Raw genomic sequence first — 17,711 nt, forward strand, 5'->3', positions numbered from 1 at the left:
GCTCAGCGGCGCGCGCCTTTGGCGCGTCCGCTGGAGCTTTTTGTTAGCTTTTTTGCTTTCAATTACCGATGTTCTCTACCGAATATGTTTCTTTACTTGAGGAACCGTCACTAAAAGTATCAGTTACTGTAATTGAATTACCGTTTATCTTGTAACGAACCTTTGAATCCATTGCATGTGTACGCCAACGCCCAGTATCAGACCCCCACAAAATTTGATTGCCATTTAATTTACACTTGTATTTCCATTTGGTTTTGTCATCCTGTCGGATATATGAAAGGTATATTGTTTCCCCGCTGGTGCGGTCTATTTTGATTATTGCAGGATCACGCCCCATTATCTTTGCGATGCCTGCCTTGCATATTTGATTTGTTGTAAATGTGCCCTTATCGGCTGCATGTGTAATTGAAATATTGATTAGGGCGACAACCACAAGCATGAATAGCTTTTTCATTTTCCCCCCTCAATTACAGTAAAGTGCATGTGGCAATAGGATGATCACCACTGTAAGGTGAAAATATTTGTAACTTCCATTTGCCATTAAAGCTTCTTGTTTGCTTTGCCATCATATCTACTACGCCTGAACATATTTTTCTGGCTTCACTGCTACTCGTTGCAATTCTTACATCAACGGTTGAACCCCATCCTTTAACCTCGCACTCAGTTGTAAGGCCAGTTCCTTCAAGGGCTGAACAAAGCCTATATGCGTCATCCACCACATCTGCGGTTGCAGAATTTTGATAGAGCAGTCCTAGACCAATAAGCGACATAGCCATAATTGTTGAGTTGCGTTTTGTTCGCATTGCGCTCTCCTTTTTTTGTAAAGCTAACGTTTAGGTTCACCCGACCACCGGATTAACCACACAGAACTTGATTGCATGACATAGCCAATTGAAACCAATGCGCTTGAAACGCCGCAAAAGTTAGGTGGGTCGGAGTGCAACCTTTTGTTATGTGATTGTTGCCTCATCACCAGACCTTGCTGCTTCTTTACGTGCTTTGGACTCCGCTTTTTTTCTTGCTTTGTCTTTTACAACTTGCTCAATAGACCTTACGTTTTCTGGTGCTCTTTTTTTGAAATGCTTGAAATATATTTCTTCAATAAACTCAGGCAGTGGGAGCTTCCACTGTTGCTGTTTTGTGTTACCAAGGCTACCAAATTTCTTTGGATTTAAACCAAGTTCCCTAGCCATTTGTATTTGGGCATGAGACAAACTATATTTCTTTCTTGCTTCAATCCATGGCTTTAACTTATTTGGAATGAAATTTTTCTTTGGCATTTGTTTTGATTCTTTTTTATGTTACTTGAATTTCAAGGATATTGTGATGATTTATGGTCTTATTACCACAAAATGCCGCCCAGTTTCTGTTGGAGCAAATTCTTCTTCTTTTAAATCATACCCAATTCTATTGGCAAGAGGATAAAAGCGATTATAAGATTCTTCATCAAATGCATATGCGCCACCACGCTTTAACCCTTGTATTATTTCACCAAACCTTGTTTTTTTAATTGTTGATTCTTCATGTGCTTCTTTTGACATTGATAGTAGATAATCACGCATGGACTTTTCAGAGCCTGAAATTATGCAAGCATCTCCGTCACAAGTAACTTCGGTTTTAGACTTGTACGAGAAGCACCCAATTACCTTTGTATCAATATCACGGGACATTTTGATTCCTCGTTTTGTATTTCATTTTTTCACATAACGCCTTGCTCAGCGGCTTTTGGTACTGGGTGGTTTTTGTGCTAAAAATGCCGAAGGCATGCACATAAAACCACCCAGTACCAAAAGTCCGCTGGAGCTATTTGTTATGTGTTTTTACATATATATGGTTTCAATTAACCAGTTCTCATATTCTTGACGATTCTTTGCTTCAACTCCAAGTTTTTCAGCATCTGCATTAGCCCTTTGAATAGCATAATAGGCTTGATCAAAAGCACTAAACTCCAATGTTTCTTCATCTCGATTATCATGATGCTTCAAACGATTTCTGTGTTCATTCCACTCATTAAAGGCTTCTTTTTTAGTTCGATCACCGGCATAAGCCATACCCGTATTAGCTCGCATCTCTTCAATATATTTCCACGTATCTTCAGCAGCATTTTTATCACCGCGCTGCTTTAATAAACCAGCAAATATTCCATCTGCTGCGCCAGCCAATGTAATAACCGATAGTCTTTTTCCTGTTATAAATAACTCAATAGCATCTTCCAATTGTGTAAGTGCAATTTCAATTTTACTAAGTACCACATTTTTTTCAAAACTCAGCTTTGATTCCGCAGGTTTCGTTTTTATATTTTCTTTAGAAAAAGTTAAATCTAGACTAATTTCTAACCAATCAAAACATGCTCTGAAATCATTTAGCAATTCTATATCTTTCTTTGATTTTCCTTCATCAGTGAATGTAACACCATCACCTTCTGGAAAAGGACTTGCCCAATACCCTTTTTTCCTTAACATCTCGAGAGAATTCGTGATTTCAGAGCTAAATGCACGAGCTTCAACAATATCCCAAAGAAGATTGCCAGTGTAAGGTTCTCTAGGAGGTTTGAATATTGCCTTCATTCTACTTTTCCTTTTTACACATAACGCTTTGCTAACCGGCCATTTATACAGAGTGCAGCGAAGCGAAACGGCGTATAAATGGTCGGGTTGAGCTACTTGTTAAATGTCTTTGAACCATGACGGCTTAATTGTTACTTCTTCACGCATTTGTACATCAACCCCTAATCTTAGGTTTTTAAGATGTTCAGCCAAATCATTGCCATCAATTAAATCAATTGGTGGCGCGCCATCACGTTGTGACTCCTGCTTAGCGCTACGTGTAAATGTGCCTGTAGTTATAAACACACCCTTGTCAGCTCTGCCAATCATAGCACCACGAAAATCTCTAATTGCACTCGATGATACTGATCCAGAATAACGCTTACTTTGAAATACAACATGAAAAGACAAAACACCGCCTAGTTTTATTACACCAACACCATCAATGCCACCATCACCTGTTTTGCCTGTAACTTCTACATTTGTGAAACCTAGTTCTCTAAGTAGCCGTTGACTCAATCTCTCAAAGGCATCGGGCTCAATTGTTTTTAATATTTCTATTAATTCTTCTTCCCAGGTTAACTCACTTAGCTCTTCTGATTCATCTACTGCTTCAGCTTCTTGCGGCTTTTGTTTTTTTACACCTGATAGCTCTTTAACGATTTTCTTTGCTTCATCTTTATCAATTTCTGTTGTCTTTAGCCCTTCTGCCGTTAAAGACCATACTGCGCGGCTAGAATTCTCTATTAACCCGAGTCGTTTTAGATAATTTCTTGCCCATGCTGACCTATAGGAAAGCTTTGTGGTGTTGCCCCTATGAATGTCTTCTATTTCTTCGTTTGAAAGATTGAGCAATAGGATGACTTGTTCTTCAATTTCAGAATTGGTACCAGAGCCACCAAGCTTATGCAAAGCCTGTAGCACTGGATTAAAAAGTTCATCGTATTTGTATTTGAATATTTCCACGATCTTCCTTTATGACATTTAACAGTTAAATATACAGCTTCCCAAATAATCCCACATATTGGGAGTTATCCTGCTTCGGGATATTGTTTTCAATTCTTCCTCAATGTAGTGTACTCCAATGGGAATTGGAATCCAGCCACGGAGGGCGGAGATGAATCAGGATGTCTTGCAGAAAGATCGGGTAAAAGTTGCTCAGTTTTGGGGTAACTATCAGAAGTTACTGAGAAATGAGTCTGTCGCTGCACGTGCAATGCCTTGGTACAGGAGGCATGTAGAGGCGTATATTACTGCCACCAAACCAGCAAGGCTTGCTGAACATACAGCGAAGCAGGTGGCTTCATATCTTGAGACAATCGGGCGGGATCAGCGGCTTGAGGCGTGGCGCTTTAGTCAAGCGGTAGATGCGCTGCGTATCTTATTCTGTCGGCAACTCGATGTGGATTGGTGCGGTTTGATTGACTGGAAGGGGATTTTCCTGGCAGCTAAATCGCTTGAAAATGATCACGCGACACATGGAAGAGATGTAATTACCACCGATCCGTTGCTGCTCTTCAATGTGGACGCTGACATCCACTCGCGCAATTTTGCAGCAAATGCTCCGGATCTGTTCAAGCGCCTGCTGACTGCTCTGCGGGTGAGGGGGCTTGCCTATAACACGGAGAAGGCCTACCGCCAATGGGTTGCCCGCTATCTTTCTTTTCACCAATGGGCTGATCCTGAAACCCTTGCCGCAAAAGGGATTGCCGCTTACCTGGAGCACCTTGCTGTTCAGAGGAGTGTCTCTTCGTCTACTCAGCATCAGGCACTCAATGCTTTGATCTTTCTCTATCGTGAGGTTCTGGGTCTCGATGTTACTGATGCTGTTTCGTTCGTCCGCGCCCGGCCGAAACGGCGTATTCCTACGGTTTTGTCACATCGGGAAGTGAAGGCCTTGCTTGACTGCATGAACGGTCGTACGCATCTGATGGCATCGCTGATGTATGGTACCGGAATGCGTGTTATGGAGTGTGTCAGGCTGCGTGTTATGGACCTTGATTTTGACTACCGGCAGATTACAGTACGTCATGGAAAGGGCGGCAAGGATAGGGTCGTGCCACTACCGGATAGCCTCAGTAACACCGTCCGGGAAAACATGACGGAGGCGGAAAAACTACACGATGAGGATCTAAGAAAAGGTTTCGGCGAGACCTACCTGCCGAGCGCTTTGAAACGTAAGTACCCGAATGCGGCGAAGGAGTGGCGTTGGCAATATCTGTTTCCTGCCAGCCGTATCTCTACGGACCCGAGAAGTGGTGCTGCCCGGCGCCATCACATGCATGAGTCTGCGCTACAGAAGGCGGTGCGACGGGCAGCATTGGAAGCCGGTATTGACAAGCGCGTAACCAGCCATACCTTACGTCACTCCTTTGCCACCCATTTGTTGGAGTCGGGGCAGGACATCCGTACTGTACAGGCCCTGTTGGGGCATGCAAATGTCTCTACCACTGAGATTTACACTCACGTCATGCAGCGTGGCGGACATGGTGTTCGCAGCCCGGTCGATCTGTTGGCTACCTGATCCCGTTCTGAACACGGAGTGTGTTCATCGGGATACTTCTGCTCAGAGGTAGAGCAATTCTGACCAGCGATTTTCATCCTTCATTTTTTGTCTCATCACATCCCAGGTTTCCGTGGAGCCTGCAAGCTGGGCCAGAATTTTGTCTAGCGCGTCATTGGCCTTGCGAGTGCCCGCGAGAAATACATGGGTCTTCGGATCCTGCAGCATATCCCAGGCTTCTGTTGCATGTTCCTCCAAGGTCAACTCCAGTGCTTCATCAGCATTTACACCATATTTGGTGCTGATGCTCTGGTAAGCTTCAAAGGTCTCATTCACATAGTAGTTGGCCAAGTCGCTGTCGACGTCATTCATATAGAGCAGATCAAGTCCGTTCATATCGCCGAAAAAGAGTCTGACTTTTCCATCCCATCCCTGGTGTGTGCTGTAGATACGTTGGATAAAGGCGCGAAAGGGTGCGATGCCGGTTCCACTGCCGATCATCAGCAGGTTGCTATCGCGCGTCTTCGGCATATTGAAGACGCTTTTGTAGGGACCTGTGAGTGTGATCGGGTCGCCGGATTTTGCATCACAAAGGTAATTTGAAGCGATGCCCGGAAACTGTTCGCCTGAGATCTCATCGATATAGAAGCAACGACGAACAATGATCTGGATCTCGATCTCATCGTCGGCCTGCTTGTCACGTGCATTGGCGATGGAGTAGTAGCGATGATGGGGCTTGGTTCCAAAGGCGTGGGGGCCTGGCACCAGCACGCCGATGGTTTGTCCTTCCAGGAAACGAAAAGCGGGATCGGCGATACCCAGCCTGATGACCCTGATTTCATCGGTATCGTCGGGCGAGATGCGCCGGCTGTCGATTACCACGGCAGGGCAGGTATTGCTCAAGGCGTAATCTGGTGTGGAATTATTCATGATTTGTTTCATGTCCGGTGGATCAATCTGGGTAATAAAAAGAGGCGGCTCATGTCGCCTCTTTTCATTCCATAATTACAGGTTACTTGTTAGCCCGATTCTCGATCAGGTTTTCAACCACTGAAGGATCAGCCAGTGTGGATGTATCTCCCAAGGCATCGATCTCATTGGCTGCAATCTTGCGCAGGATACGGCGCATGATTTTTCCGGAACGGGTCTTGGGCAAACCGGGCGCCCACTGGATGATGTTGACCTTGGCGATGGGGCCAATCTCTTTGCGTACCAGTGCGACCAGTTCGGCTTTCAGCTCCTCGACATACGCTTCTCCGCCCATCAGGGTGACATAAGCGTAGATACCCTGGCCTGTGATCTCGTGGGGGTAACCCACCACGGCGGCTTCTGCGACCTTCTCATGCAGTACCAGTGCCGATTCGATCTCGGCGGTGCCCAAGCGGTGCCCGGAGACGTTGAGTACGTCGTCGACACGCCCGGTAATCCAGTAGTAGCCGTCTTCGTCGCGACGGGCGCCGTCGCCGGTGAAGTAGTAGCCGGGGTACATCTGGAAGTAGGTCTCGTAGAAGCGTCGATGGTCGCCATACAGCGTGCGCATCGAGGACGGCCATGGGTGTTTGATCGCCAGGTTGCCGGAGGCCGGATTGCCGTCGATCTCATTGCCTTCATCATCCAGCAACACGGGTTGTACACCGAAGAAGGGTTGGGTGGCAGAACCGGGTTTCAGCGGGGTGGCACCGGGCAGGGGGGTCAGCATGTGGGCGCCGGTCTCGGTCTGCCACCAGGTATCGACGATGGGGCAGTTATTGTCGCCCACCACACGATTGTACCACTCCCAAGCCTCGGGGTTGATCGGCTCGCCAACGGTGCCGAGCAGACGCAGGCTTTTGCGGCTGGTGGCTTTCACGAGGTCTTCACCACAGGCCATCAGGGCGCGGATGGCAGTGGGGGCAGTGTAGAAGCTGGCCACGTTGTGCTTGTCGCAGACTTGCCAGAAGCGGCCGGCGTCGGGATAGGTGGGGATGCCTTCGAACATCAGGCTGACGGCGCCGTTGGTGAGCGGTCCATAGACGATGTAGCTGTGGCCGGTGACCCAGCCTATGTCGGCGGTACACCAGTAGACTTCGCCGTCCTTGTAGTCGAAAACGGTTTTGTGGGTCATTGCCGCCTGCAGAAGGTAGCCGCCGGTGGTGTGCAGTACCCCCTTGGGTTTGCCGGTGGAGCCGGAAGTGTAGAGGATAAAGAGCGGGTCTTCGGCGTCCATCTGTTCCGGCTCGCAGACAGGGTCGGCCCCCGCCAGCATTTCGTGATACCAGACGTCGCGACCTTCGGTCCACTCGACAGCCTTACCGCCGTGCTTTACGACGATGGAGGTGTGTACGTCAGGGCAGTTGGCCAGGGCTGCGTCGGCGTTGGCCTTAAGGGGCAGATGCTTACCGCCACGGATCGACTGGTCGGCGGTGATCAGGCACTGGCAATCGGAATCGAGGATGCGATCTTTCAACGCGTCAGGAGAGAAGGCGCTGAAGACGATGGAGTGCACCGCGCCGATGCGAGTACAGCCCAACATGGCCACAACCGCTTCGGGGATCATCGGCATGTAGATGGAGACACGGTCGCCTTTTTTTACGCCGCGGGATTTGAGCACATTGGCGAACTTGTTTACGTCGGCATGCAGTTCACTGTAGGTGATCTTTTTGTCGACTCCGGGATCATCAGACTCCCAAAGAATGGCAGTCTGGTCGCCGCGGGTCTCCAGATGACGGTCGAGGCAGTTGTAGGAGACGTTGAGCTTGCCGCCCTTGAACCACTCTATGTGGAGATCGTCTTCCGCGAAGCTCCAGTCCAGTGTCTTGTCCCACTTGCTGAACCAGGTGAGGTACTCTTCAGCCTGCTCGCCCCAGAAGCCCTCGGGGTCGTCCACGGAGCGTTGGTACATCTCCTGATACTGTTCTGCTGTGATATTCGCCTGGGCGGCGAAATCGGCGGGAACTGGGTAGACCTTCTCATCAGCCATCTTTTTCTCCTCGATTCAGTGGTTCTTTCATTGCGTTTATAAAGCACCTGGTCCGAAAGGTCCATATTTCCGGATAGTATCAGCCAGTGTTACTGATTATGAATCAGGCTGCCGATAGCTCATCAGGTGTGAGGGCGACAGCCAGAAAAGGGCGGCCTCCTCATCTTCGGTAAGTTCGCGTTTGAGAACGACCTCTCCATGGTTCGTGCGCCAGCGAACGATGCTGTCCGGGGCAGGGGAGGTCACCGCCGCTCGGCTTTCGTCCTCGGCCTCCCCCAACTGCTGGAGCAGTTGGATCTGTAATTGCTCATGGTAGCCGGGATGATATATCAGTTTCAGGGCGCTGATGCGCTGGTCGGCAAAAAAGAGTGTCAGATATTTTGCCGGGATGCCGTTGAAGGTGCCGATCAGTGTCAGGCAGAGACGGTCGCCGAAGCTGGTCTCCCGCGTTTCGCACTGCCAGGTGATATCGGGATAGACGGTTTTCAGTTCGGTCTCGGTGAGTGCGGCATCCAATTCCTTGAGATTGAATTCGATTGTGTTCTCTCCTTTGAGCCAGAGAAAGACCGAATCGGAGCGGCGTTGTCCATCATCGGTAAATACCAGCCAGAAGATGGGGCCGATGACTATGCCCAGCAGGATGAGTTTTTTGTAGAGTTCTAACAGCACGGTCTATTCCTCAGCGACTGTAGGTACTATAGAGGGGAGCTAAGCCTCTAATAGGGAAGGCAAAAATGGAGAACCTAGAGATGACATCAACCAAAAACCCCTAAAGGAGAGTATTACATCTGTACCAGCAGTTTTATACCAGGCAATTGAACTGAACGTGTACGAATGGTAGTTGCTGTTTAGCTACGCGGGAAAGCAGCGTCAACGTATGATCGTGGCTCGTGACCTGAAGGTGCTGCTGGTAGAGATTGGGCAGACACGGGTAAAGTTGTGGTTTCCTGCGGAAGCGTTGGTGGTCAGTTGTACGGAGTAGGCAGAGAGGGACATTGGCTCCATTGTACCCTGCAGATAGTACATGTCCCGAGTGAACAAGATGAGGTGGAGATAGGCTTGGCCTGGGAGTTGGAGTATGAACGCGATTGTCGGATTGCCGACGGTTCGGGCAAGAAACTGGAGCAGGTCAGGCGGACAATGCTGTTGAAAAGTATTGGTCACATTTCAGCCTGGCTGCTGGAGATGGAGCTATATGGCTGGTGCAAACTCCGCAATAGGTCATACCGGCGTATTGAAAACCTGGCTAACACGAAGGCAGAACAATCAGATAGGTCGATAAGGACGGTGCGCGTACATTTCATCGAGGCCGGGGGGGGATAATGTCCCCATCAACAGGCTGGATATGCGTAAGAAATCCGGTTCCTATTATCAACGGTGCACAGTCTTGCAAACTTGCAAAGTGGGAGGAGAGCTTATACGGGCTATAGTCGCGAAACACTACAAAACTTGAATCAGATATAGTCGTTTGCGCGTGGTGTAGCCCGACAAATAGTCTAAGCGTTGCCTGCGGCTTTCTCCAGACGCTCTTTCCAGAAGACAGTGGCCCCGGCCACCGCCGCCGGCATTGCGACAAAATTCAGGATGGGCACCATCATCAATAGCGTGACGCTGCCACCAAATGCCATCGCAGTAAAACGGGCCTTTTTCAGACGTTTGTGCTGATCCTTGAAGAGCAGGCTGTGATTGCCCATCGGGTAGTCGCTATACTCGATAGAGAGAAACCAGGCACCGAAGGCGATCCATAAAAAGGGTGCAACGATGTTGAGCACCGGGATCGCGAAGAGAATCAGCAGTGGGATCGCCCGCAGCAAAAAATAGAGTATCTTGCGCAGTTCAGAAAACAGGGCAGGAAGAATATCCTTCATCACCTGTTTGATGCTGCCGCTCTCCTCCTGCAACCGGCCGCCGAGATAGAGCTCCACCTTCTCTGCCAGCAGGCCGTTGAATGGCGCGGCGATCAGGTTGGCGATGACGGTAAAGGTGTAGAAGATGATTAGCAACAGTGCCAGAGCGAAGATTGGCCAAAGCAGCCAGCGCAGGTAGGAGAGCCAGCTGTCGTCGGCGGGCAGAAAGTGATCCATCAGCAGATCGAACTGGCTGATTCCTATCCCAACCAGCAGGCTGAAGACCAGGATATTGATCAGCAGGGGGATGAGTACGAAACGTCTCAGCCCGGGTTTGCTTATCAGGCTTAAGCCGCGCAGCAGATAGCCGACGCCGGAGAGGGGATTGTTTGCCATGTTGCTTCGGTCTGTTTTGATAAAAGCTGGATTTTAACAGAGTTAGAGATTCAATAACCAAAGGACAGAACCAATGAAGTTTGTAGGCGCCCACGTCAGTGCTTCCGGTGGTGTTCAGAACGCCCCGTTGAATGCTGAAAAAATTGGTGCGAAGGCCTTTGCGCTATTCACCAAGAACCAACGTCAATGGAAGGCAAAGCCGCTGACCGATGAGGCGGTAGAGGGTTTCAAAGTGAATCTAGAACAGGTCGGTATCGCCCCGGAACATGTGCTGCCCCACGACAGTTATCTGATCAATCTCGGGCATCCGGAAACCGAGGAGCTGGAGAAATCCCGTGCCGCCTTTGTCGACGAGATGCAGCGCTGTGAACAGCTCGGTCTGAAACTTCTTAACTTCCATCCCGGCGCCACCCTGCGAAAGATCGGTGAGGAGGCGAGTCTCGACCGCGTATCCGAGTCGATAAATATCGCCCTGGAGCAGACGAAAGGGGTGACAGCGGTGATCGAAAACACTGCAGGTCAAGGCTCCACGCTGGGCTACAGGTTTGAGCAGTTGGCCCGAATTATTGAAGGGGTGGAGGACAAACGCAGGATAGGTGTCTGTCTCGATACCTGTCACACATTTGTCTCCGGCTATGATCTGCGGACCAGTGACGCCTGCGGGCAGACCTTCGATGAGTTTGAGCGCATCGTCGGCTTCAACTATCTGCGTGGCATGCACCTCAACGATAGCAAGCCTGATCTGGGGGCCAGAGTGGACCGGCACCATAGTCTCGGCCAGGGAAAGATCGGCTGGGATGCCTTCAGCTTTATTATGCGGGACCCACGTTTTGACGATATTCCCATGGTGCTGGAGACGATCGATGACACAATCTGGCGAGAGGAGATACAGGCGCTCTATCGGTTTTCCACCGAATAGAGAACCAAGCTTGAGGTCATCAACAACGCTCTAAATCAGGCTCTGGCCCCTGCCAAACAATATCAACAAGCTTATAGAAACTGCGGAATTTGCGTTTACGCAATGCATGCCTGCAGGTAATTGTGGATGCTGTAGCCTTTAAAAACCGGTTACAGATTCTCTCCGTTGAGCTGAATGCAGTAGCTGCTTACCGGAGAATTCATTATGTCTAACCCATCCCGATTAGAGAATTTCCCCATCTCCTTCTTTTCCATTGTGATGGGGTTGTGTGGGCTTACGATTGCCTGGAGCACGTTTCAACGTGCGTTCGGTTTGCAGTTGAATGTCGATGGAGCGCTGGCGCTGTTTGTCGCCGGTCTGTTTGTGGTGTTGCTTTTCTTCTATGTGAGAAAAATCCTCTATTTTCGTGATGCAGTTATTCGGGAATTAAATCATCCTGTGAAGATGAATTTCTTTCCCAGTATCTCCATCAGCCTGCTACTGCTCTCCATTGTCTCTTTGCATACGCTGCCTGTGGCCGCAGAACCTTTATGGTTGATGGGTACTGTGATGCATATTGGATTTACGCTCTATATCATGAGTGTCTGGATTCATCATGATCAGTTCGAGATTCATCACATAAATCCTGCGTGGTTTATTCCAGTGGTTGGGAATGTACTGGTGCCAGTGGCAGGGATGCAACTGGGATATACAGAGGTTTCGTGGTTTTTCTTCAGTATTGGCGTCGTTTTCTGGATCGTCCTGATGACGATCATCTTTTACCGGATCATGTTTCATAGCCCGATGCCTGAAAAACTGATGCCGACCCTGTTTATTCTTATTGCACCGCCGGCGGTGGGTTTCCTCTCATATATAAAATTGACGGGAGACTTCGATGCGTTTGCCAGGATTCTCTACTATGTGGGGCTTTTTCTGACGCTCCTGCTGGCAACCCAATACCGGTTTTTTATCCGGATCAACTTTTTCCTCACATGGTGGGCCTACTCCTTCCCTATCGCCGCGATAACCATTGCCACCCTTGTAGTGTATGAACATACTGGATCAGTCGCGCATGCGGGATTGAGTTGGGTGCTTGTCACTCTGCTGACACTGCTGATCATTATGTTGCTCTACAGAACAGCGCGTGCCGTGAGCCGTCATATGATCTGCCGCCCGGAAGATTAACAAGTAAGATAACTATTCACCCTCCTGATATAAAGTCCCTCCACGTCCTTGTGGAGGGTGTGTCATCACTGACTTTCCTTGCCTGTCCAAAGTAGGCAATGAGATTGTATTGGAAATTTATGACGATTTGATGACAACATAAAATCCCGACGAAGCAGGGTTGTGGTGCTCGATAAGTTTTGGCGACCCAATCCTACTTGCAAACCCTCCATTTTGGTAATTCTCACGTCTTCAGATGAGGGTAGATCAAAGCGAGAGATAGATTAACTATTGTTACGACAAGCCAAAATACCAACAACCAGTTTGCAAATCCCATCTTACTTTGGCTGGTAGACCAGCCTAGATCATCCAGCTCCATCCATTCTTCGACTCTATGTAGATATCTGTGAATCCGCTGCGCGTAATAATGGAGGATGATCGCCTTCAAAGAAAACAATATCGTAATTACAAAAGGTGCCCAAACGGCTAAATTCTGAGGTGACTTGGTTGAATCAGAAAAAATCCAAGCCCAAACCGCACCTGAAAAAATCAGGACGTAGCGTTGTAGCCAGACAGTATCGTCAACTAACTGCCGATACCTCGCCTGGAGTTCTTGGAATTCCAAGAGTAGAAACTGCTCCTGTTTTCCCATAGTGGAGTTTTTCATGTGGAGCTAACGATCCTGTCGAAAAAAAGACATATAAATTGAACCATAGTACATTTGACCGTATTTAATGCATGGTTATTGTATGTATGACCGCTTTGGGAGTTATGGCTTGCCAAAGTTTTGGGATGACTGTTGAGTGCGCATTCGTCTGATTCCCTTCCTCTCCTTCAGGTTGCCAATAGCCTTTCGGGCAATATTTGTTATCAGCTGCAGTCGCAGCTTTCTCTCTCATCAGTCTCATGCGTGTAATGTCATCACTTGATGAGCCTGGCGATGTCTTTTTGATCCGGTTATCTGAAGTGAGAGTCTCTGGGAACGCTGGTTAATCTGCGTTACTTTCCACACAACTGAGTCAAATGACACAAAAAATACCCTAACTTAGTCGAACGTCGAAAAAAATTAACAAATTGTATTGTAAGTGAGTGTTCGTCTTGATATATAAGTTCCAACTAATGTTCTGGAGCGAAACACCTCGCGAATATCCGCACCCCTGGCTCAGGCGCTTGTATGGCTAGGCATATTTAAGAATTTGGTCCTAAACAATAACAATCCATCAAAAGGAGTTCCCATGAAGCAGTATATGCACCACTATCGGCGCCCCCTACTAATCACGTTGGTTGCCGCCGCGGCCCAAGGCCCGGTATTCGCCGAGGAGGTACAGCTTCCAGCAATTACGGTCACTGAGTCGTCGCCGCTCAATGCTCAGCTACCGAACGCCATGGATATTGACGCGAAAGCGCTACAAACCCTGCGCCCTGCCACCTCGGACACTGCCAGCCTTTTGAGAAACATTCCCGGTGTTAGTATCCAGAATGCGGGCGGCGTTTCCAGTCTCCCCGTCATTCGCGGCATGGCCGATGACCGTCTGCGCATCAAGGTAGATGGCATGGATTTAATCTCCGCCTGCGGCAACCACATGAACCCTCCGCTCTCCTATATCGATCCGACCAGCGTTGACAGCGCCACGGTATTCGCGGGCATCACGCCGGTCAGCGTGGGTGGTGACAGCATCGGTAGTACGATCCTGGTGGATTCCCCCGCTCCGGAGTTCGCTTGGGCCGGCGAAGGCACGCTATTCAAGGGTGAAGTGGGGATGTCTTATCGCTCCAACGGCAACGCAATCAGCGGCAATGCAGCCGCGACGGCCGCCAACGAAAAATTTAGCGTGAGCTATCGCGGGTCGACGACCAAGGCGGATGATTACAAGGCGGGGGAAGATTTCAAACCGGCTGGACCCGCGGCCGCTGGGCGGGAGTGGCTGGATGGCGACGAGGTCGGCTCCACCATGTACAAGTCGACCAACCACTCACTTGACTTTGGGATGCGTCATGAAAATCATCTGCTTGAACTAAAGTTTGGAGTTCAGGATATCCCCTACCAGGGTTGGCCCAATCAGCGCATGGACATGACCGGCAACGACAGCAACCAAGTCAATCTGCACTACGAAGGGGAATTCGACTGGGGTTCCTTGGATGTGCGCGGCTATCGTGAACATACGCGTCACAAGATGCAGTTTTTCGACGACAAGCTCTTCTGGTATGGCTCAGATACGAAAACCACGGCTCTCTTGGATGGTATCCCGTGCACGCCGAGCGGAGGAATGATGGGCTGCGCCGCAGGCATGCCCATGGACACTGAGGGAGACAACACAGGTCTGGTCGTCAAGACCAATATCGTTCTTTCCGAACGTGATCTGCTCAGGGTGGGCGGTGAAGCCCAGAATTACCGGCTGGATGACTGGTGGGATCCGTCCGGCAGAGGGATGTGGCCAGATACCTTCTGGAACATCAACAACGGCGAACGCGACCGGTTGGCGGCCTTTTCCGAATGGGAAGCTCAATGGAATCCGCAGTTATTGACGCAACTCGGTGTACGCTACGAAAGAGTCCACATGGATACGGGAGAGGTGCAGGGGTATAACGTAGATAAGTACGGGGTTGAAGCCGATGCCTTTAATGCTGCTGACCGTAAAAAGAGCGATGACAATATCGATCTGACCGCGCTGGCTCGCTTCGCACCGGACGCCACCCGCACCATCGAACTCGGCTATGCGCGGAAGACTCGCTCGCCCAACCTGTACGAGCGCTATGCATGGTCGACCGGCGGTATGGCTATGCGTATGATCAACATGACCGGTGACGGAAATGGCTATGTCGGCAATCTCGACCTGGAGCCGGAAACCGCCCATACCGTCAGCGCGTCCTTCGACTGGCATGACGCTGGCCAGGAGGAATGGGGTCTGACGTTGGCGCCTTACTACACTTACGTCAATGATTACATCGATGCCCGCCGCATCGACCCAGCCGACACTTCTACCGACGCCTTCGTTTACCTCCAGTTTGTCAATCAATCCGCGCACATGTATGGCGTGGATATCTCCGGCCAACGGGTTCTGGCGGAAAACACCCAGTACGGTGATTTCACCGCAACTGGCATGTTGAATTACGTCCGTGGCAAGAACCAGACTACCGACGACAACCTCTATAACATCATGCCGCTGAATGCTTTACTGGCAGTAGAGCATCGTACGGGTGGCTTGACCAGCATTATCGAGCTTGAGCTTGTGGATGAGAAGACGCGCGTCTCACAGGTCAGGAATGAACTCCAGACTGCGGGGTATGGCCTGTTCCACCTGCGGAGCAACTATCAGTGGAAACAGGTCCGCTTCGACTTCGGGATCGAGAACATTTTCGACAAGTTCTATAACCACCCGCTGGGCGGCGCCTATCTCGGCGAGGGCAAGACAATGACCGGAACCGACGTTCCTTGGGGCGTCCCGGTTCCGGGCATGGGGCGTTCGCTCTATGCTGGAGTGAACGTCACGTTCTAGCGGAAATTGTTGTCTGCACCTTTTTAACGCCGACGTCATTCGGCGTTTTTTTTTGGATCAATCCGGCAATTGAAAAGGCACAGAATTTCTAACAATCCCAATCGCAGTTCACTGAAGCTGGGTTAGTGTTACCGATATGTGCTGGTTCTGTGCAGCCACCTTATTCCACACCCCCGCGTTTTCCACTAGGTATGGATTTGTATAAGGCGCCACTGGATCATCATATCCGGAGAGACCAACCTCCACCTCTATAGCGCCATCCACCAAGGGCGGAGCAGTATCCAGATAATTGCTAAACTCAATGGTCTGTACAATGGTTTGCACTCCATCAGTTGCCGATATATCACGAGAAAAAATACACTCGCTCATCTTTGTCCCGGCATCTGCCAAATGCAGTAACTCCTGATCACCTCTTTGCAGGCAAAAATTACCCATATGCGCTTTCAACGAAAGGGTTCCCCGAAATCCAGCTGCAGTCAGATGATCCAGCACCTGTGAAAGCCAGGAAACCCGCTTATCACCAAAGGGTACGTGATTATATGCAAATGCACCCTCACGGTTCATCGCCCACTCCAGTGCATGCACAAGCGCTTTATTTTCCTGTGCATTCTTCGCATTCAATGGCAATACCTGCTGAGACGCAAGACTCTCTTGTTTGGCAGTCAACTTCTCAAGCATGTTCACCTGATTGGCAAGCCTCCCTCGCTCCTGTTCAAGCGCAGTCAGTTGGTTGGCATATTTTATCTGCTCCAGATTGCTCTCTTTGCCGATGGTCCAATAGAGCAGTGCACCGAAAAATAGCAGCAGTACCAACAATCCTCCATTCGAAAGCCGGCCAGCTTTTTTATCCAGCGTGAGTCTGGCTTCCGATAATTTCCCATCGACATCATCAAAACGCTGTAACAGGTTTTGCTGGGTCTCTTGCGATGTGACCTGGAATTCCTGATTAATCAACCGATGCTGATGTGCCAGCATTCGCGCTATCCTCTTCCTTGTCTGATCATGGTTCCGGACTGACTCAACACTATTGACCGACTCCACCAACCCTGTGTCGCCCACTGAGACTTCATACGTGGCGCTGCTCTCTACATCGAAGTCTTCCACGTGATCCAGAACCACTTCCGTGGACTCGTGCGCCGTGAGCAAATTGAGTTGCTCCATTGCGCTTTGCACCTCTTCTTTCCCCATCAATTTTGGTAGCACACCAACCGCGCCAAGAGCGCGTGCCTGGCTGACTGTCAGCCCCTCCTCTCGGGAGGTGTACATCATTACAGGGATTTTCGATGTTCGGGCATTCGACTTGAGCACTCTCAAGGTCTGGTAGCCATCCATTCCCGGCATTTCGAAATCCATGAAAATGGCATCGGGAAGTTTTTTTACTAAATAATCAACGGCGGTGCCGGCAGATTCAACGCTATCGATATCAACATCGTACGTGATCAGCTTTTTTTTCAGGACTTCCCTGGCAGTGCGGGAATCGTCCACGATGAGAACGCATTTTCGGGTCATGGTCAGTCCGTGTAAATTAAGACTACTTCCACGCAGAATATAAGTATTAATATCGCGCGGACTATCGAATAGCTCACATTCTTGCACTGCAAACCAACAGCTTGTATGGGGAGAAATACCCAAAGATCAACTGGATTGAAGTTAGATTTGAGGTTCAGTCAGGTGACAGAAAGTGGAAAAAGAAATTATTTGAAAGGTGTCTTGTTTTGGAATCTCTGATTAATCCGGTCTCTGTCATCTCGACCGCAGGGAGAGATCTCAAACTACGGAGCTATCAAAGGCTTACGTAGGTTGAGATTTCTCGCGATGCTCGAAATGACAATAATTTAGAGGTTCCTTAGGTTTTGGAGCAATGCAGGGAGAGCTGGATTCACCGGCTATGAAACGGGAAC

18 protein-coding genes are annotated in these 17,711 nt (G+C 49.5%); 6 read left to right on the forward strand and 12 right to left on the reverse strand.

The genetic code is table 11. From position 1 onward, the window contains the following. Positions 1–58: 58 nt before the first annotated feature. The 6 genes from HPY30_14065 to HPY30_14090 form a co-directional block, all read right to left on the reverse strand. A complete protein-coding gene (locus HPY30_14065) occupies positions 59–454 on the reverse strand; it encodes a hypothetical protein (protein ID QYZ67005.1) in 396 nt (131 codons plus the stop codon). Between the two features lie 13 nt (positions 455–467). Further along, entirely contained in the window at positions 468–803 is a 336-nt protein-coding gene (locus HPY30_14070; GenBank protein QYZ67006.1) for a hypothetical protein, read from the reverse strand. Between the two features lie 147 nt (positions 804–950). Further along, entirely contained in the window at positions 951–1,280 is a 330-nt protein-coding gene (locus tag HPY30_14075) for a hypothetical protein (GenBank protein ID QYZ67007.1), read from the reverse strand. Positions 1,281–1,331: 51 nt separating this feature from the next. Continuing rightward, complete coding sequence (locus HPY30_14080) at positions 1,332–1,670, reverse strand: hypothetical protein (protein ID QYZ67008.1); 339 nt, start codon at positions 1,668–1,670, stop codon at positions 1,332–1,334. Between the two features lie 150 nt (positions 1,671–1,820). Beyond that, positions 1,821–2,567 carry a hypothetical protein gene (locus HPY30_14085; protein ID QYZ67009.1) on the reverse strand — a complete coding sequence of 249 codons (747 nt, stop codon included), beginning with the start codon at positions 2,565–2,567 and terminating at the stop codon, positions 1,821–1,823. Between the two features lie 99 nt (positions 2,568–2,666). Continuing rightward, positions 2,667–3,512, reverse strand: coding sequence for a restriction endonuclease (locus tag HPY30_14090; GenBank protein QYZ67010.1), 846 nt, complete (start codon positions 3,510–3,512; stop codon positions 2,667–2,669). A 250-nt stretch (positions 3,513–3,762) separates the two neighbouring features. On the opposite strand from HPY30_14090, the gene HPY30_14095 reads away from it, so the two are divergent. Further along, positions 3,763–5,070, forward strand: a complete 1,308-nt coding sequence (locus tag HPY30_14095; protein ID QYZ68058.1) for an integron integrase — start codon at positions 3,763–3,765, stop codon at positions 5,068–5,070. A gap of 42 nt (positions 5,071–5,112) precedes the next feature. Here the strand turns inward: HPY30_14095 and HPY30_14100 are convergent, their stop codons facing one another. From HPY30_14100 to HPY30_14110, 3 genes are all read right to left on the reverse strand, one after another. Next, positions 5,113–5,979, reverse strand: coding sequence for an oxidoreductase (locus HPY30_14100; protein QYZ67011.1), 867 nt, complete (start codon positions 5,977–5,979; stop codon positions 5,113–5,115). A gap of 82 nt (positions 5,980–6,061) precedes the next feature. Next, complete coding sequence (gene acs, locus HPY30_14105; protein ID QYZ67012.1) at positions 6,062–8,008, reverse strand: acetate--CoA ligase; 1,947 nt, start codon at positions 8,006–8,008, stop codon at positions 6,062–6,064. A gap of 96 nt (positions 8,009–8,104) precedes the next feature. Beyond that, positions 8,105–8,677, reverse strand: a complete 573-nt coding sequence (locus HPY30_14110; protein QYZ67013.1) for a hypothetical protein — start codon at positions 8,675–8,677, stop codon at positions 8,105–8,107. A 172-nt stretch (positions 8,678–8,849) separates the two neighbouring features. On the opposite strand from HPY30_14110, the gene HPY30_14115 reads away from it, so the two are divergent. Continuing rightward, positions 8,850–8,990, forward strand: a complete 141-nt coding sequence (locus HPY30_14115) for a hypothetical protein (protein QYZ67014.1) — start codon at positions 8,850–8,852, stop codon at positions 8,988–8,990. A 77-nt stretch (positions 8,991–9,067) separates the two neighbouring features. After that, positions 9,068–9,331 carry a hypothetical protein gene (locus HPY30_14120; protein ID QYZ67015.1) on the forward strand — a complete coding sequence of 88 codons (264 nt, stop codon included), beginning with the start codon at positions 9,068–9,070 and terminating at the stop codon, positions 9,329–9,331. Positions 9,332–9,504: 173 nt separating this feature from the next. Here HPY30_14120 and cysZ read toward each other — a convergent pair whose 3' ends face one another. Beyond that, positions 9,505–10,251 (reverse strand): sulfate transporter CysZ, encoded by a 747-nt coding sequence (gene cysZ, locus HPY30_14125; GenBank protein ID QYZ67016.1) that lies wholly within the window; start codon positions 10,249–10,251, stop codon positions 9,505–9,507. A gap of 73 nt (positions 10,252–10,324) precedes the next feature. On the opposite strand from cysZ, the gene nfo reads away from it, so the two are divergent. Together nfo and HPY30_14135 are read left to right on the forward strand one after the other, a co-directional pair. Continuing rightward, the gene (nfo, locus tag HPY30_14130; protein ID QYZ67017.1) at positions 10,325–11,170 is read left to right on the forward strand and encodes a deoxyribonuclease IV; all 846 of its coding nucleotides are present in this window, start codon (positions 10,325–10,327) and stop codon (positions 11,168–11,170) included. A 204-nt stretch (positions 11,171–11,374) separates the two neighbouring features. Next, a complete protein-coding gene (locus tag HPY30_14135; protein ID QYZ67018.1) occupies positions 11,375–12,334 on the forward strand; it encodes a C4-dicarboxylate ABC transporter in 960 nt (319 codons plus the stop codon). A gap of 223 nt (positions 12,335–12,557) precedes the next feature. Here the strand turns inward: HPY30_14135 and HPY30_14140 are convergent, their stop codons facing one another. Continuing rightward, positions 12,558–12,980: a hypothetical protein gene (locus HPY30_14140; GenBank protein QYZ67019.1), complete on the reverse strand. Its 423-nt coding sequence runs from the start codon at positions 12,978–12,980 to the stop codon at positions 12,558–12,560. A gap of 568 nt (positions 12,981–13,548) precedes the next feature. Between HPY30_14140 and HPY30_14145 the strand changes: the two genes are divergently transcribed. Continuing rightward, on the forward strand, positions 13,549–15,810 hold the full coding sequence (locus tag HPY30_14145; protein QYZ67020.1) for a TonB-dependent receptor: 2,262 nt from the start codon (positions 13,549–13,551) through the stop codon (positions 15,808–15,810). A gap of 108 nt (positions 15,811–15,918) precedes the next feature. Here the strand turns inward: HPY30_14145 and HPY30_14150 are convergent, their stop codons facing one another. Then, positions 15,919–17,442: a response regulator gene (locus HPY30_14150; protein QYZ67021.1), complete on the reverse strand. Its 1,524-nt coding sequence runs from the start codon at positions 17,440–17,442 to the stop codon at positions 15,919–15,921. Positions 17,443–17,711 lie beyond the last annotated feature (269 nt).

This window comes from Gammaproteobacteria bacterium (ex Lamellibrachia satsuma) (assembly GCA_019623805.1).
Lineage (GTDB): Bacteria > Pseudomonadota > Gammaproteobacteria > Chromatiales > Chromatiaceae > QGON01.

Excerpts from the sequence above, each read along its gene's own strand:
- HPY30_14075 (QYZ67007.1), bottom strand. The coding sequence starts at position 1,280 with ATGCCAAAGAAAAATTTCATTCCAAATAAGTTAAAGCCATGGATTGAA.
- HPY30_14100 (QYZ67011.1), bottom strand. The coding sequence starts at position 5,979 with ATGAATAATTCCACACCAGATTACGCCTTGAGCAATACCTGCCCTGCC.
- HPY30_14135 (QYZ67018.1), top strand. The coding sequence starts at position 11,375 with ATGTCTAACCCATCCCGATTAGAGAATTTCCCCATCTCCTTCTTTTCC.
- cysZ (QYZ67016.1), bottom strand. The coding sequence starts at position 10,251 with ATGGCAAACAATCCCCTCTCCGGCGTCGGCTATCTGCTGCGCGGCTTA.
- HPY30_14070 (QYZ67006.1), bottom strand. The coding sequence starts at position 803 with ATGCGAACAAAACGCAACTCAACAATTATGGCTATGTCGCTTATTGGT.
- HPY30_14095 (QYZ68058.1), top strand. The coding sequence starts at position 3,763 with ATGCCTTGGTACAGGAGGCATGTAGAGGCGTATATTACTGCCACCAAA.
- HPY30_14085 (QYZ67009.1), bottom strand. The coding sequence starts at position 2,567 with ATGAAGGCAATATTCAAACCTCCTAGAGAACCTTACACTGGCAATCTT.
- HPY30_14065 (QYZ67005.1), bottom strand. The coding sequence starts at position 454 with ATGAAAAAGCTATTCATGCTTGTGGTTGTCGCCCTAATCAATATTTCA.
- HPY30_14140 (QYZ67019.1), bottom strand. The coding sequence starts at position 12,980 with ATGAAAAACTCCACTATGGGAAAACAGGAGCAGTTTCTACTCTTGGAA.
- acs (QYZ67012.1), bottom strand. The coding sequence starts at position 8,008 with ATGGCTGATGAGAAGGTCTACCCAGTTCCCGCCGATTTCGCCGCCCAG.
- nfo (QYZ67017.1), top strand. The coding sequence starts at position 10,325 with ATGAAGTTTGTAGGCGCCCACGTCAGTGCTTCCGGTGGTGTTCAGAAC.
- HPY30_14145 (QYZ67020.1), top strand. The coding sequence starts at position 13,549 with ATGAAGCAGTATATGCACCACTATCGGCGCCCCCTACTAATCACGTTG.
- HPY30_14080 (QYZ67008.1), bottom strand. The coding sequence starts at position 1,670 with ATGTCCCGTGATATTGATACAAAGGTAATTGGGTGCTTCTCGTACAAG.